At 63.0% G+C, this 13506-nt stretch carries 12 protein-coding genes; 1 reads left to right on the forward strand and 11 read right to left on the reverse strand.

The window, feature by feature from the left end; genetic code table 11:
• Positions 1-34: 34 nt before the first annotated feature.
• The 11 genes from HT585_RS25315 to HT585_RS25365 all read right to left on the reverse strand — a co-directional run bounded on the left by HT585_RS25315 (position 35) and on the right by HT585_RS25365 (position 11835).
• Entirely contained in the window at positions 35-1096 is a 1062-nt protein-coding gene (locus HT585_RS25315) for an LLM class flavin-dependent oxidoreductase (RefSeq protein ID WP_176355564.1), read from the reverse strand.
• A gap of 12 nt (positions 1097-1108) precedes the next feature.
• Complete coding sequence (locus HT585_RS25320) at positions 1109-2047, reverse strand: ABC transporter substrate-binding protein (RefSeq protein WP_176355565.1); 939 nt, start codon at positions 2045-2047, stop codon at positions 1109-1111.
• Positions 2048-2117: 70 nt separating this feature from the next.
• Positions 2118-3062, reverse strand: a complete 945-nt coding sequence (locus tag HT585_RS25325; RefSeq protein ID WP_176355566.1) for an ABC transporter substrate-binding protein — start codon at positions 3060-3062, stop codon at positions 2118-2120.
• A 76-nt stretch (positions 3063-3138) separates the two neighbouring features.
• Positions 3139-4914: an amino acid ABC transporter permease/ATP-binding protein gene (locus HT585_RS32145; protein ID WP_176355567.1), complete on the reverse strand. Its 1776-nt coding sequence runs from the start codon at positions 4912-4914 to the stop codon at positions 3139-3141.
• Positions 4915-4961: 47 nt separating this feature from the next.
• On the reverse strand, positions 4962-5513 hold the full coding sequence (locus tag HT585_RS25335; RefSeq protein ID WP_176355568.1) for a GNAT family N-acetyltransferase: 552 nt from the start codon (positions 5511-5513) through the stop codon (positions 4962-4964).
• A 25-nt stretch (positions 5514-5538) separates the two neighbouring features.
• On the reverse strand, positions 5539-6726 hold the full coding sequence (locus HT585_RS25340) for a M20 aminoacylase family protein (RefSeq protein ID WP_176355569.1): 1188 nt from the start codon (positions 6724-6726) through the stop codon (positions 5539-5541).
• A 19-nt stretch (positions 6727-6745) separates the two neighbouring features.
• Entirely contained in the window at positions 6746-8095 is a 1350-nt protein-coding gene (locus HT585_RS25345) for an LLM class flavin-dependent oxidoreductase (protein ID WP_176355570.1), read from the reverse strand.
• 23 nt (positions 8096-8118) lie between these two features.
• Positions 8119-9114 carry an LLM class flavin-dependent oxidoreductase gene (locus HT585_RS25350; RefSeq protein ID WP_176355571.1) on the reverse strand — a complete coding sequence of 332 codons (996 nt, stop codon included), beginning with the start codon at positions 9112-9114 and terminating at the stop codon, positions 8119-8121.
• Positions 9115-9481: 367 nt separating this feature from the next.
• Entirely contained in the window at positions 9482-10009 is a 528-nt protein-coding gene (locus HT585_RS25355) for a DUF992 domain-containing protein (RefSeq protein ID WP_176355572.1), read from the reverse strand.
• Between the two features lie 308 nt (positions 10010-10317).
• A complete protein-coding gene (locus HT585_RS25360) occupies positions 10318-10545 on the reverse strand; it encodes a hypothetical protein (RefSeq protein ID WP_176355573.1) in 228 nt (75 codons plus the stop codon).
• 111 nt (positions 10546-10656) lie between these two features.
• A complete protein-coding gene (locus tag HT585_RS25365; RefSeq protein WP_176355574.1) occupies positions 10657-11835 on the reverse strand; it encodes a glycosyltransferase in 1179 nt (392 codons plus the stop codon).
• A gap of 331 nt (positions 11836-12166) precedes the next feature.
• Here HT585_RS25365 and HT585_RS25370 point away from each other — a divergent pair, with 331 nt between their 5' ends.
• On the forward strand, positions 12167-13492 hold the full coding sequence (locus HT585_RS25370) for a polysaccharide biosynthesis/export family protein (RefSeq protein WP_176355575.1): 1326 nt from the start codon (positions 12167-12169) through the stop codon (positions 13490-13492).
• Positions 13493-13506 lie beyond the last annotated feature (14 nt).

Below are 13506 nucleotides of genomic sequence, written 5' to 3' on the forward strand. Positions count from 1 at the left end.
ATGGAGTTGGGATCTGGGATTGCCCGCGAGGGCTTCAAGCCGCCGCCGGGTTCACGGATGGGGCTCGGGCGGCCTCGTCCTTCGTCTGCGACCAGCCAAGCGCCGGGGCGATGCGCGTGGCGACGTCATCGAGGATCTGGCGGTACTCCTCGTGTTCGAATTCGTAGGGCAGCTCGAGCCGGAGCTCGCGCACGTGCGGCAGGATCGGATCGGCGAGCAAGCCTTCGAGGATCTGTTCCGACGTACCCACGAGATCGCGGGCAAAGAGCGTGCGCCGCTCGCCCTGCGGCGTCAGCGTGCGCTCATGCCGACCGGCGGCGTAATCGAGATAGCGCCGCCTTGTGCTGGCGTCTGCGCCATCGAGCGGGACAATCACGCGGCCGAGTGCAACGCGTTTCCCCGCCCCGCCAGCCTGCCGGTAGGTTTCGAGCTGGCGTGCCTGGGCCTCGAAAAAATCATCCGTCTGCTCGCCCGTGGTGACGTTGCCGATCAGCAGATTGAAACCATTCTCGCCAGCCCATCGGGCCGAACGCAGGGAGCCGCCGCCGTACCAGAGACGGTCGGAAAGCCCCTTGGCATAGGGTTGCAACCGGGGCCGCTGCGGACCGAAAGGCGTCTTGATCACGGTGTGCGCATCGCCGAGGAAATCCGCACGCAGATTATCGGCAAAACGCAGAACGCGCTGATGCGAGAAATCGTACGCCGACCAGTCGCCGTCGAACGCCAATGGCCCGATCAGGTCGACATGCGGCGGGCGCCCCGCACTCAGGCCGATGTTCAGGCGGCCGCGCGACAACACGTCGACAGTCGAGAGGTCCTCGGCCAGCCGATAGGGATTTTCATATCCGATCGGGATCACCGCAGTGCCGAGCTGGATGCGGTCGGTCCGCTGCGTCGCCGCCGCCAGGAAAGCGGCCGCCGACGATATGCCAGGTTCCAGATGGCGCTGCCGCACCCAGGCGCTGGCGAAACCGAGCGTCTCACCATATTCGAGCAGGCGCAGCGTCTGCTCCAGCCCCGCCAAGGGATCATCGCCCGCATAGTTGCCGGGGGTCAGAAAGCCGAGATGATCGATCGCGATCTTGTAGTTCGTCATCGTTGCGCGTCCTCAGGATTTCGGCAGACCGGGAGGATTGGTCTCAGACTTAGGCAGTGCCTCTTCAGACAACTGCCAGCGATCTAGGATTTTGGCGTAGGTGCCACTTTCGATGAGGCCATTGGTGGCGACGGTCAGCGCATCGGCAAGGCCGCTGCCCTTGCGGGTGGTGATCGCCACATCGGAGCGCTCCGGCCACCCCGCGCTCAAGGTGCCGACGCGCTTGATGTTCTGGTCGCGGGCGGCGATGAAGACAAGCTGCGCATGCGGCTGCACGATAACGTCGGCGCGGCCCGAAGCCAGCGCCACAAGGCTCGTCGCCTCGTCGTCATAATATTGCAGCTCGAGTGGCTTCAGGCCGGCGGCGACGTTTTCGTCGTTCCATTTGAGAAGAATGCGCTCCTGATTGGTGCCGGCTCCAACGATGATCCGGAGGCCCGCCGCATTCTTCGGCTCCTTGATCGAGGTGACCGCACTGTCGGTCTTGACGAAGAAGCCGTGCAGACCCTGGCGGTAGCTCGAAAAATCGAACTTCTCCTTGCGTTGTTCCGTGACGCCGACATTGGAAATGACTGCATCGTATTTGCCCGACGTCAGCCCAAGCGGCCAATCGATCCAGGCGATCGGCACGAGTTCTAGCGTCAGCCCGAGACTGTCGGCGACCGCAAGCGCATAGTCCGGATCCGCACCGATCACGGTCTTCGCATCGGTCGCATAGGTCGCAAGCGGCGGTCCGCCGGGGCTGACGGCGACGGTGAATTTGCCCGGCGTCACGAACTTGAAGCCCGGCGATATCGCCGCGATGGCCGCATCGTTGCGCTCAGTACGGATGCGCCCCGGTTGTTCCGGGCTGAAATCGAAGCCGTCGGCTGCCTGAGCTGGACCGAGATGAAGAAGCGCCGTCGCAAAAGCGGCGAAAATTGCAAGGCGTAAAGCGGCTGGACCGAACATGTCTGTCGTCTCCGGATGGGAGGGGGAAGGAGCGGGCCGGCAACGAACCGACCCGCGATATCAGCGCGATTTATGAGCCGCTCTTCGGCAGGCCAGGAGGGTTGGTCTGCGACGCGTCGACGGCCTCGTCGGTCAGGCTCCAGCGCTTCAAGACCTCGCCGTATTTGCCGTTCTTGATCAGATCATTGATGGCAAGGGTGATCGCGTCGGCAAGCCCGCCACCCTTGCGGGTTGTCACGGCAATCTCGGCGGTCAGCGGCCAGCCGCCGCTGGCGATGCCGACGACCTTGGTATCGTTGCGGATCGAGGCGGCGTAGGCACGCGTCGCGTTCGGATTGAATTCGACATCGGCCCGGCCGGATTGCAGCGCCAGATCGCCGGCCGCGCGGTCGTCATAATACTGCACTTCGATCGGCTTCAGCCCGACGGCAACGTTCTGCCGGTCCCATTCCAGAATGATCTTTTCCTGGTTGGTGCCAGCGCCGGTGATCACCTTCAGGCCGGCCACGTCCTTGGGCTCCTTGATCGAGGTGATCGGGCTGTCGGACTTGACGAAGAAACCGAGCACGTCGCGTCGGTAGGTCGAGAAATCGAACTTCTCCTTGCGCTCCTCGGTGACGGTGACGTTGCTGATCACCGCGTCATACTTGCCCGAGGCAACGCCGAGCGGCCAGTCGGCCCAGGCAACCGCCACGAGATCCAGCTCAAGGCCGAGGGAATCGGCAATAAGCGAGGCGAGATCGGGATCGGCGCCAACGACGGTCTTCGAGTCAGACGCGTAGGTAGCGATCGGCGGATCCCACGGGTTGACGGCCACGGTAAACTTGCCGGGATTGACGAACTTGAAGTCGGGTGCGATCGCCTTGATCGCCGCTTCGTTGCGCTCAGTGCGCACGCGGTTGGACGTATCCGGGCTGAGATCGAACTTTTCCTGGGCCTGGACTGAGGCTGTACCGAGCGTCGCGATGGCGACCGCCCCTGCCAAAAGCAGCTTTGCTCTGTCGAAGAATGCCATGTGCTTAATCTCCATTTCACCTTAAGGTTGCAGTTGCTGTCGATCGGATCCGCGTGCCCATGCACGCGTGGAAATTTCAGAGGACCTTGGCGAGGAATTCGCGGGTGCGAGGATGTTCCGCGGCGGTGAAGATGCGGGACGGCGGCCCGGCTTCGAGGATACGTCCCGCCTCCATGAAGACGACGGTATCGGCGACCTCACGGGCGAAACCAACCTCGTGGGTGACGATCACCAGCGTCGTGCCGGTGCGGGCCAGCTCCTTGATGACATCGAGCACTTCGCCGACCAGTTCCGGATCGAGCGCCGAGGTCGGCTCGTCGAAGAGCAGTACCTTTGGCCGCAATGCCAGGGCACGGGCAATCGCCACGCGCTGCTGCTGGCCGCCCGAAAGCTGCCGGGGATAGGCGTTGATCTTGTCGCTCAAGCCCACTCGCGCCAAGAGATCCTGCGCCAGCCGCACGGCATCGTCGCGCTTCAGGCCGCGAACCTGGATCGGCGCCTCTATAAGGTTTTCCAGGACCGTCAGGTGTGGGAAGAGATTGAAGTTCTGGAACACCATGCCGATGTCGGCGCGGCGCTTCAAGATGTCTTTCTCCTTCAGTTCATAGAGCGTGCTGCCCTTCTGGCTGTAGCCGACGAGATCGCCGTCGATCGAGATGAAGCCGTCATCGACCCGCTCCAGATGATTGATGGCGCGCAGCAGCGTCGACTTGCCCGAGCCAGATGGCCCGAGGATCGCCGTAACGCTGCCTGCCGGCAGGCTTAGCTCGACATCATCAAGCACTTTCAGCGGACCAAAACTCTTGGAGATACCGTGGATGCGGACGGCACCGCCGGCGCGAAAGGCGGTTGCGTCATGAAAGCCGGCCTTGCGCACGACAGCGCCATTGCCCGCAATCTCGCTCAGCGGGCGACGGAAGCGCGCGAAGAAGGCCTGGAAGGGCAGCGGCACCGGATTGCGAACCGCACCCTTGGAAAAATGCCGCTCGATATAATACTGGGCGATCGACAGGCCGGTCATGATCACCAGGTACCAGACGGTCGCAACCATCAAGAGCGGGATGACTTCGAGATTGCGGCGGTAGATGACCTGAACGGTGTAGAAGAGTTCCGGCAGCGCCAGCACGTAGACCATCGACGTGCTCTTGGCGAGACCGATGATCTCGTTGAAGCCTGTCGGCAGGATCGACCGCATCGCCTGCGGCAGAACGATGCGAAAGGCCTGGCGATGACGCGGCAGGCCGAGTGCTGCGGCGGCCTCGTGCTGCCCGTGGTCGACCGAGAGAATGCCGCCGCGCACGATCTCGGCAAAGAAGGCCGACTGGTTGAGCGTGAGCCCGAGGAAGGCAGCCGCAAAAGGTGTCAGCAGCTGGGTGGTCGGATAGTTGAAGAACGTGGTGTCGGTGAAGGGAATGCCAACCGAGATCGTCTCGTAGAGATAGCCGAGATTGTTGAGGACGAGCAGCAGCACGATCAGCGGAATAGAGCGCAGCAGCCAGATGTAGCCGAAGGAAAGACCACCCAGCAGCGGCGACTTCGATACCCGGGCGAGTGCCAGCGCCGTTCCGAGCAGCGAGCCGGAAACCGTTGCCAGTGCCGTCAGCAGCAAGGTCCGTCCGAGGCCCGCGAGCACCGGCTCGGCGAAGAACCACTCGGCAAAGACCGGCCAGCCCCAGCGCGGATTGGTCAGCACCGAATAGAGGACGCCGGCAATCACGATTGCCGCAAACAGCGTGCCGAGCGCGCGGCCCGGATGGCGCGCAGGCACGACGCGATAGTGGGCATAAGCCGGATTGGGTTCGCTCGTTCGCGCGGCGCCGGCAACGCCGGCGTAATCGGTCAGAATGGCCATGATGCATCCTCTCTGGAAGTGGTTCGTGCGCCCGTGGGACGCTGGCGCTACGGGTGATGAGCTGCCTGCGGATGCGATGGATGCGGGTCTCCGAGAAGTGCCAGCGATGCGACGAGATGGGTGATGTCCTTCTCGAACGGCAGCGTCTTGTAGACTTCCGGATCGGCGTCGATGTCGAATAGCGCCGTGTAGCCGTTGACGAGATAGAGGCCGACGGCCTCCGGCTGCCGGAAACCGGTCGTCAGATAGATCCGGGAGTAACCCTGCCTTGCGGCCTGCGCTTCGAGCTCGAGCAGAACCTTGCGGGCCAGTCCCTGGCGGCGCAGGTCGGAGCGGGTCCAGATGCGTTTGAACTCGGCAGTGCGGTCGTCATAATGCTTGAAAGCGCCGCCGCCGATGGTCTCGCCGTTGCGCGTCAGCAGCACGAAGTTGCCGTGCGGCGGCGCAAATGCCTCCGGTGGGTAGCGGTTGAGTTCTGCCGCAGCACCCTCGTCGCTGAAGTAATTGCCGTAGCGGCTATCATATTCGAAGATCAATTCGTCGATCAGCGGCTTGGCACGCGGGTCGAGGGGGGTGGTGTAGAGAAACGTATCACTCATGGTTTCGCCAATCCCGTTGTCGTCATCATGCGAGGAAGGTTTCGACCAGCCGCACCCAGTAGCGGGCGGCAGGCGCAATGATTGCGTCGTTGAAGTCGTAGCTGGCGCTGTGGAGCGGCGCGCTGTCGCCATTGCCGACGAAGAGGTAGCTGCCGGCCTTCTCCTCGAGCATGAAGGCAAAGTCCTCGCTCGCCGTACGCGGCTTGAAGTCCGAGACGACCTGGCCCTCACCGAAGGCTTCCAGGGCGACGTTGCGGGCAAACTCCGTCTCGGCGCGATGATTGATCAGCGCAGGGAAGCCGCGGCGGTAATCCACCTGCGCGGTGGCTCCGAAGCTTTCCGCCTGCGCGCGAGCCAGTGCCGGAACGCGCTCGCCCAAAAGTCCACGGGTATTCTCGTTGAAGGCCCGCATGGTCAGCTTCAGCGCCACGCTTTCGGGAATGACGTTGGAGGCAGAACCGCCGTGTATGGAGCCGACGGTGACGACAGCCATTTCCTGCGGATCGACATTGCGCGACACCACGCTTTGCAGCGCCGTGATCAGCGAGGCCGTTGCCAGCACCGGGTCGACGGTCGATTGCGGTTCCGCACCATGGCCACCCTTGCCGACGATCTTGATATTGCACTGATCGACCGAAGCCATCGCAGGGCCGGCGACAAAGCCGAACTGCCCCGATGGAACGCCCGGCCAGTTGTGCAGGCCGAAGACGGCATCGACAGGAAAACGCTCGAACAACCCTTCCGACAGCATCTTGCGCGCGCCCGCGCCGATTTCCTCGGCCGGCTGGAAGATCAGGCTGAGCGTGCCGTCGAAACGGCCAGCCTCCGCCAGATAGCGAGCAGCGGCCAGCAGGATCGCCGTATGACCATCGTGACCGCAGGCATGCATGACGCCGCGATTGGTGCTGGCATGGGCAAGGCCCGTCGCCTCCTCGATCGGCAAGGCATCCATGTCGGCACGAATGCCGATGCGGCGCGCTCCCTCACCACGGCGCAAGGTCGCGACAACGCCGGTCCCGGCGATCCCGGTTTCCACCTCATACCCCCAGGACTTGAGCCGTGTGGCGACGATGTCGCTCGTGCGGTGTTCGTGAAACGACAGCTCCGGGTGGCGGTGCAGGTCATGCCTCAGCGCAACGATCTCATCGAGATAGGCGCCAATGCCTCGCTCGACTGCGTCCCTTGACTGTGCGTCCTTGACGATCATGTTCATGGGCGGCTCCCTCGACGCCTCAGGCGCCGACGGCCCTTCCCTGCTCGATGTCTTCGTCCTGCGCGGCATAGCGGCTTTCGCGGTAAGGCAGCCCCAGATGCTCACGCAGCGTCTCGCCCTTCAGGTGCGGGTCGAAGTAGCCGCGCTTTTCGAGGATTGGCAGCACGTGCGCGATAAAATCCTGAAGGCCTTCGGCAATAACGGGGAAACCGAGGATGAATCCGTCGGCCGCCTCGGTATCGACCCAGCGGATGATCTCGTCGGCAATGTGCTCGGCGGTGCCGATGAAGGCGGTTCGCGGCGTTGCGACATCGAGCGCGATCTCGCGCAGTGTCTGGCCGGTATCGCGCGCCGTCTTCTTGATGCGATCCGTCGTTGCGCGAAAGCTGTTCTTGCCGATATCGCCAATGTCGGGAAACGGTTCGTCCAGCGGGTAGACGCTGAAATCGTGGTGATCGAAGAACCGACCGAGATAGAGCAGCGCCTCCTCGACCGTGACCAGAGCACGGATCGCCTGGTATTTGGCTTCCGCCTCCTCGCTCGTCGCGCCGACGATCGGGGCGATACCGGGGAAGAGGCCGATATCGGCCGCCCTTCGCCCCTGCGCGATCGCGCTCTGCTTGATCTGCTTGTAGAAGGTTCGGGCGTCCTCGACCGGGCCGCCATTGGTAAAGACCGCATCGGCGTGCTTGCCGGCAAGACGAATGCCGGAATCGGAGGCTCCCGCCTGGAAAACGACCGGCTGTCCCTGGCGTGACCGGCTGATATTGAGCGGTCCTTCGATGCGGAAGAAGCGACCCTTGTGGTTCAACCGGTGCAATTTGGTCTTGTCGACGTAGACGCCCGCCTGGCGATCACGGACAAAGGCATCATCGTCCCAGGAGTCCCAAAGGCCCTTGGTCGCATCTAGATATTCGTCGGCGATCTCGTAGCGCAACTCGTGTTCTGGATGCTCGCGCCCGTAGTTGCGGCCGGAGCCCTCCAGCGGCGACGTCACCGCGTTCCACCCAGCCCGCCCGCCGCTGATGAGATCGAGCGAGGCGAACTGCCGGGCGATGGTGAAAGGGTCGCTGTAGGAGGTCGAAACGGTGCCGACCAACCCGATCTTCGAGGTCGACGCCGCAAGCGCCGACAGAATGGTCAGCGGCTCGAAGCGGTTGAGGAAATGCGGGATCGACTGTTCGTTGATATAGAGGCCGTCGGCGACGAAGGCGAAGGCGATACCGGCGGCTTCCGCCTTGCGCGCGGTGTCGACGAAGAAGCCGAAATTGACGCTGGCGTCGGCTGGACCGCTCGGATGCTTCCATGCATTCATGTGGCCGCCGGGGCCTTGCAGCATGATACCGAAGGTGACGCTTTTCTGGGGCATGGACGAGATCCTTCTGCGGATGTTCAGGCGACGAGCGAAAGCCGCTCTCTTGCGATGAGTTCGATCGATGCGAAGCGCTCGGCTGCGGGGAGCGCCGGCGTGTCGATCACGAATTCCTTGACGCCGTAGCGGCGATGAAGCGCATCGAGCTCCTGGCGGACCTGGCGCGGCGTTCCGTGCAGCACGCTCGGGCTCTTCTCTTCGACCCGGTAGTCGCTGACGCCGGCCTGGCGCGCGAATTCGGCCGCCTGCTCCTCGCTGCCGACATTGACGCTCTGACCGTTGCCGAGGAAAACCTTGAAAATACGAAGGCCTGCGACGCGCTCGCGTGCGCGCTCCTCGCTTTCGGCCGCCAGTGCTGCGACCGCCAGGATCGGCCGTCCGCCGCCCGTCGCACGCTCGTAAGCTGCAACCGTTCGCTCGAGGTTTTCCGGATCGCCGTTGAGATGCGCGGCAAACACCAGCTGCCAGCCTTTCGCTGCGGCAAGTTCGGCGCTTTCGACGCTCGCCCCAAGCAGAAACCGCTCCGGCGGATGCGTCGGCAAGGGCGTTGCCAGCAACGTAGCCTCGTCATTCTCGCCGGGCGCAAGGTAGCGGTTGATGTCACTCAGCTGTTCGGCAAAACCCGGTTTGTGCTCGGGATCGGTTCCGATCTGCAGCGCCCGCGTCGAGAGAGGAAAACCGCCGGGTGCCTTGCCGACGCCGAGATCGACCCGCCCTGGCGCTGGCGACGCCAGCAGGTTGAAAGTTTCGGCGACCTTGTAGGCGCTGTAGTGCTGCAGCATGACGCCGCCGGATCCGATGCGGATCTTGGATGTGCGCGCCAGGAGATAGGCGATCAGCGTTTCGGGGGCCGAGCTTGCGAGGCCGGTCATGTTGTGATGCTCGGCCAGCCAGAATCGGTGATAGCCCCACTCTTCGGCTTTCGTCGCCAGCCGGGCGGTCGCCTGCAGCGCGTCGGTGGCGGTATTGCCGGGGTCGATGGGGCTCTTGTCGAGAAGGCTGAGAAGATAGGACATGCCATGTGTTCCAGATTGTCTCGGCGCCGCCGTCGGTCGCCATTAATCTATAAAACACATAGACAATATGCATTATAAGAAATGCATTTCTATTTCGCACCGGTTTGAGAGAAAAACCCGCCCGCGCTTCAGACCGCGCCTTGCAATCGAAAACAACGAAACGCCACGCACGATCTGCGTCAACAAGCTCGAAGCTCGCGCGTAGTGCCGAGAGCGCGCAAATTGGGTAAGGGGGTGAGATGTCTTGGTATCCGGGAGGACCAGCGCTCAAGCACCGTCGCACGGGGGTGTTACCGTCAGACGCTTCAGCAGGGGACGCCGAACAAACATCGGCGCGCAGCAGAGCCGCGCGCCGATCAAAACAAGATCAGTTCACTGAGGTGAGCGTCATTGATGTGCCGGTGGCAGCAACATTGAGACCGAGCTGGCCCGTGACGCTGACCGTCTGCAGATGGATGGCACCGGCCGTGCCGCCGATGAGGATGTTGGCCCCGACGCCGGCGCCGAGCGTTGCTTCGGCCGTCGCCCCCTTGTAGATGCCGCTGAGCGCACCCTTGTGGTAGCCGGCCGTCGGCGCGAACACAGCCCAGATCAGCCGGCTACGGGTGGTGAAGCCGACATCCACGCCGAGCTTGCGGATCGCGCCAGCATACTGATCGGAAGCTTCGGCACCGACGGTCGAACGGAAGACGCACTCGACTTCCTTGGCAGATCCCAGCACATAGCCGGCACCGCCGGCTATGTTGCAATCGAGGTAACCGATCTTCACGCCGTTGCGGGCATCCGGCTCCCTGTAGGTTTCCTTGTAGGTCGGCAGGTCGGCAGCATTGACAGCCCACGCAACAGCAGACGCCAGGGAGGCGGCGGCAAGCGCCATCGCAAGAGTCTTTTTCATATGTTCGCTCCTTTTCGGGTCGTTATTGATCAACAGCACTCGCTCTTCCGGCAAACGAATCGAGCTGCAGAGACGCCACAGTTGGACGCCGATCGGACATTTCGAAGGCACCGCGCCGGACGCAGGGCCTAGCACGGAATTTTACAGTGGGCTGTTGCTCGGAGAGAACACCCGGCGCCGGTGGACACCTGCCCAAAGGAAGCCCGACAGAACAGACACAGGATTGCTGACGCAAAGGACCAGTGGGCCGAGTGGACCTCACCGCACGGTGGCCTGGAATTAGGAATCACCTGCTATTCTCCCCCGGTTCAAAAGCCCGGGCGCGAGGGCATCTTGCGGTCGAGGCCAGCCACCCACCCGATCGCCATCAACAGGACGATCGCGGCAAGGGCAACCAACCCGATGGCGTACATCATCAGGAGTTCGACGAGACGCGGCACGAACAGCACGGTCTTGGTCAATAGCGGCTGAGCGCCACCCCATGCGGACAACGCATCCCGATTGAAGGCCTCCAGTCGACGAACAAGGAAACGCATGCTCACCTCTTCCGGCCGACAGCAAGCCCATGCGGCGCGTCGGCAACTGTCGTTTGAACGTCGCACGCCAGTCGTTGCCGGCTGGCGGCCAATCCGTCGTGCCGCGCGGCATCAATGCAATGGCGTGGCGCTTTCCGGCTCACGCATCTGGAATCCGCCGATCGAAAGCTTTCCATCACCGAACGGCAGCGCACGGCGCAGGCGAAGCTCGTCGTCAATGACCGTCTGCATGCCGGCCTTGAATTTCCTGATGCTGAACTGCGCCGTGTGCGCCCTGATAACGTCGGGCCGGAACGCGTCTTCCCGCGCCTCGAAGGCGTAGATCGCCTTGATCAGCGCGTCGACGCTCTGCTGTTCGAAGAGCATGCCAGTCAGATTGGGCACGACGGTCTCGAGCGCGCCGCCAGCGCCAAAGGCGATGACCGGACGGCCGCTCGCCATGGCTTCGACCGGCACGATGCCGAAGTCTTCCTCGCCGGGAAAAACCAGGGCACGACAGCGGGCGAGCTTCTCCTTCAGCACCGCAAAGGGTGCGCGACCAAGGAACGTCACGGTCGGGCCGGCCATGCGCTTGAGCCTGGCGATATCCTGTTCCTTGCCGTCGCCTATCACGACCAGGTTCTTGCCCATTTTCGTGAAGGCTTCCACGGCCAGGTCGATCCGCTTGTAGGGAACGATCTGGCCGGCGCAGAGGTAAAAGTCCTCGATTTGGGTCGAAGGTGCGAAGTCCTCGGTGCTGACGGGGGGATAGACCACGGTTGCCGGGCGCCGATAGTATTTGCTGATGCGTGCTGCCACGTGATGCGAGTTGGCGACAAAGCGGTCCACCCGCATGCTGGTGTTGACGTCCCAGGTCCGCAGCATCGGCGCCAGCACCGGCATCATCATCCGCGACAGGAGGCCAGCACTCGACCGATAGGCGTGATAGTGATCCCAGAGGTAACGCATGGGCGAATGGCAATAGCAGATATGGGCCGCATGCGGCGGCGGAATGATCCCCTTCGCCGGTCCGGATTCGCTTGAGATGATCAGGTCGTAACCGCTGAGATCAAGACTTTCGAGCGCGAAGGGCATCAGCGGCAACAGCGACTGATAATGTCCGATGGCGCCGGGAATGCGCTGCAGGAACGACGAGGTGACCTTGTGCTTCTTGATCGTATCGGACACGCGGCCCGGATCATAAACCAAGGTGAAGATGTCGGCCTCGGGATAGAGATCGCATAGCGCCTCGATCACCTTCTCCCCACCCCGCATCGATACCAGCCAGTAATGAACGATTGCGACGCGCATGGCGCTCCCCTACTGCAACGATCCTGCCGCAGCATGGGACAGAGGGACCTCGCGTGCACAGCGCCAAGATCGGTCCGGCAGTGCATCCGAAGGAACGATCGTCCTACTCGAAAGGTTTAGGGGCCGGTGCCGGCCAACCGGGGTTTATCCATCGGCCGGGGCAATCCTATCCGATGGTGCCGCCGGTTTAGAAATTCTCCCCTAAAGGGATTAGCCGCGATTAGACCGCAGGGAATTTACCTCGAACGTTTTGGGCCGACAATCAATCCGACGCGCCACGCCAAGCTGAACTGTCCAGCACCGCGGCGCGCAGGAACATCTGCGAGGCCCCATGCCCCATGCCGATCACAGTCTTTCCTATCGCCTGTCGTGCCTTGGCCGTGCCTCGACCCTGTGTCTTGCGATCGGCCTGAGCGCGCTTGCTCCACTCCATCAGGCGCAAGCGGAGCCGGTGTTCCGCCTGCAGCCTCAAACGAGGGTCAAGGTCGCGATCGTCGAGTGGGTCGCCTCGACAGGAGAATACAAGGAGTGGACCGCGCTCAACGGCGAATATGTCGTCTCTCCCGCCGGCACGATCTCGGTTCCGCTGGTTGGCGAAGTCAAGGCCAGGGATAGAACGCCCGCGGAACTGGCGGCCACCATCGCCGATCTCCTGAAGGAGCGTACAGGACTCAGCAAGGCGCCGGAGACATCCGTCGAAGTTGTTCGTTACCCGATGATCTACGTCACGGGCCTGGTCGATCGGCCGAGCGAACTCGAATTCCGGCCCGGCATGACGGTGATGCAGGCGGTGGCGATGGCCGGCGGACGCGAACGCCGCACGAACCCTGCCGGCGGCTACTCGGACATGGAGCAGATTCGCTACACCGGCGAATTGAACCGGATGGAACTCGAGATGATGCAACTGGCCGCCCGTCGCGCCCGACTGAGGGCCGAGTTCACCGACAGCACCAAAATCGAATTTCCCCAGGCGCTCAAGGCGGCCACTGGCGCCGCCATACAGCAGATCGTGCGCGACGAGAGCACCCTCTTCGACGCCCGGGTCGAGGCCATGCGCCGCCAGCTTGATTCCCTTGCCGAACTCGGCACGCTTTTGAAGAACGAGATCGACGTGCTCGACGAAAAGACGGCGGTGCAGCAACGTCAGATCGAGATCGCCCAGGATGAGCTCAAGGGCATCTCGAAGCTGGTGAATGACCAGACCGTGACGAAGTCGCGGCAGACATCGCTGGAACGGATCGTCGCCGAACTGCAAAGCGATAAGCTCGACCTGCAGGTCGCCGCCATGCGCGCCAAGCAGAAGCTCAGCGAAACCGAACGCGATGCGGTGACCTTGCAGGGTCAGCGCCGCACAGAGGCCGGCCGCGATCTGCAGACGACGGAAGCCGCGATCGAGGATCTGAAGCTCAAGCGCAGCACGACGCTGCAACTGCTGCAGATCAACGGTGCGTCCCTCTCCCGCTTTGCCGACATGAAGGCGATGGACCTCGAGCCGCTTGAATACTGGATCACCCATGGCGGCGGCACCGAACCGGCCGTGAAGGTCACGGAGGCAACGTTGCTCGTGCCGGGCGACGTGCTCGACGTACGCTCGGCGCTGACGGCGGCGCTGGACAAAAAACTTCTGACGTCGGTCGGCATCGAACAGTCCCAGTAGCAGCGGCAAATCGG

The organism is Ensifer oleiphilus (assembly GCF_013371465.1).
Taxonomy (GTDB): domain Bacteria; phylum Pseudomonadota; class Alphaproteobacteria; order Rhizobiales; family Rhizobiaceae; genus Ensifer; species Ensifer oleiphilus.

Excerpts from the sequence above, each read along its gene's own strand:
- HT585_RS25315 (WP_176355564.1), bottom strand. The coding sequence starts at position 1,096 with ATGACGAACTACAAGATCGCGATCGATCATCTCGGCTTTCTGACCCCC.
- HT585_RS25320 (WP_176355565.1), bottom strand. The coding sequence starts at position 2,047 with ATGTTCGGTCCAGCCGCTTTACGCCTTGCAATTTTCGCCGCTTTTGCG.
- HT585_RS25325 (WP_176355566.1), bottom strand. The coding sequence starts at position 3,062 with ATGGCATTCTTCGACAGAGCAAAGCTGCTTTTGGCAGGGGCGGTCGCC.
- HT585_RS32145 (WP_176355567.1), bottom strand. The coding sequence starts at position 4,914 with ATGGCCATTCTGACCGATTACGCCGGCGTTGCCGGCGCCGCGCGAACG.
- HT585_RS25335 (WP_176355568.1), bottom strand. The coding sequence starts at position 5,513 with ATGAGTGATACGTTTCTCTACACCACCCCCCTCGACCCGCGTGCCAAG.
- HT585_RS25340 (WP_176355569.1), bottom strand. The coding sequence starts at position 6,726 with ATGAACATGATCGTCAAGGACGCACAGTCAAGGGACGCAGTCGAGCGA.
- HT585_RS25345 (WP_176355570.1), bottom strand. The coding sequence starts at position 8,095 with ATGCCCCAGAAAAGCGTCACCTTCGGTATCATGCTGCAAGGCCCCGGC.
- HT585_RS25350 (WP_176355571.1), bottom strand. The coding sequence starts at position 9,114 with ATGTCCTATCTTCTCAGCCTTCTCGACAAGAGCCCCATCGACCCCGGC.
- HT585_RS25355 (WP_176355572.1), bottom strand. The coding sequence starts at position 10,009 with ATGAAAAAGACTCTTGCGATGGCGCTTGCCGCCGCCTCCCTGGCGTCT.
- HT585_RS25360 (WP_176355573.1), bottom strand. The coding sequence starts at position 10,545 with ATGCGTTTCCTTGTTCGTCGACTGGAGGCCTTCAATCGGGATGCGTTG.
- HT585_RS25365 (WP_176355574.1), bottom strand. The coding sequence starts at position 11,835 with ATGCGCGTCGCAATCGTTCATTACTGGCTGGTATCGATGCGGGGTGGG.
- HT585_RS25370 (WP_176355575.1), top strand. The coding sequence starts at position 12,167 with ATGCCCCATGCCGATCACAGTCTTTCCTATCGCCTGTCGTGCCTTGGC.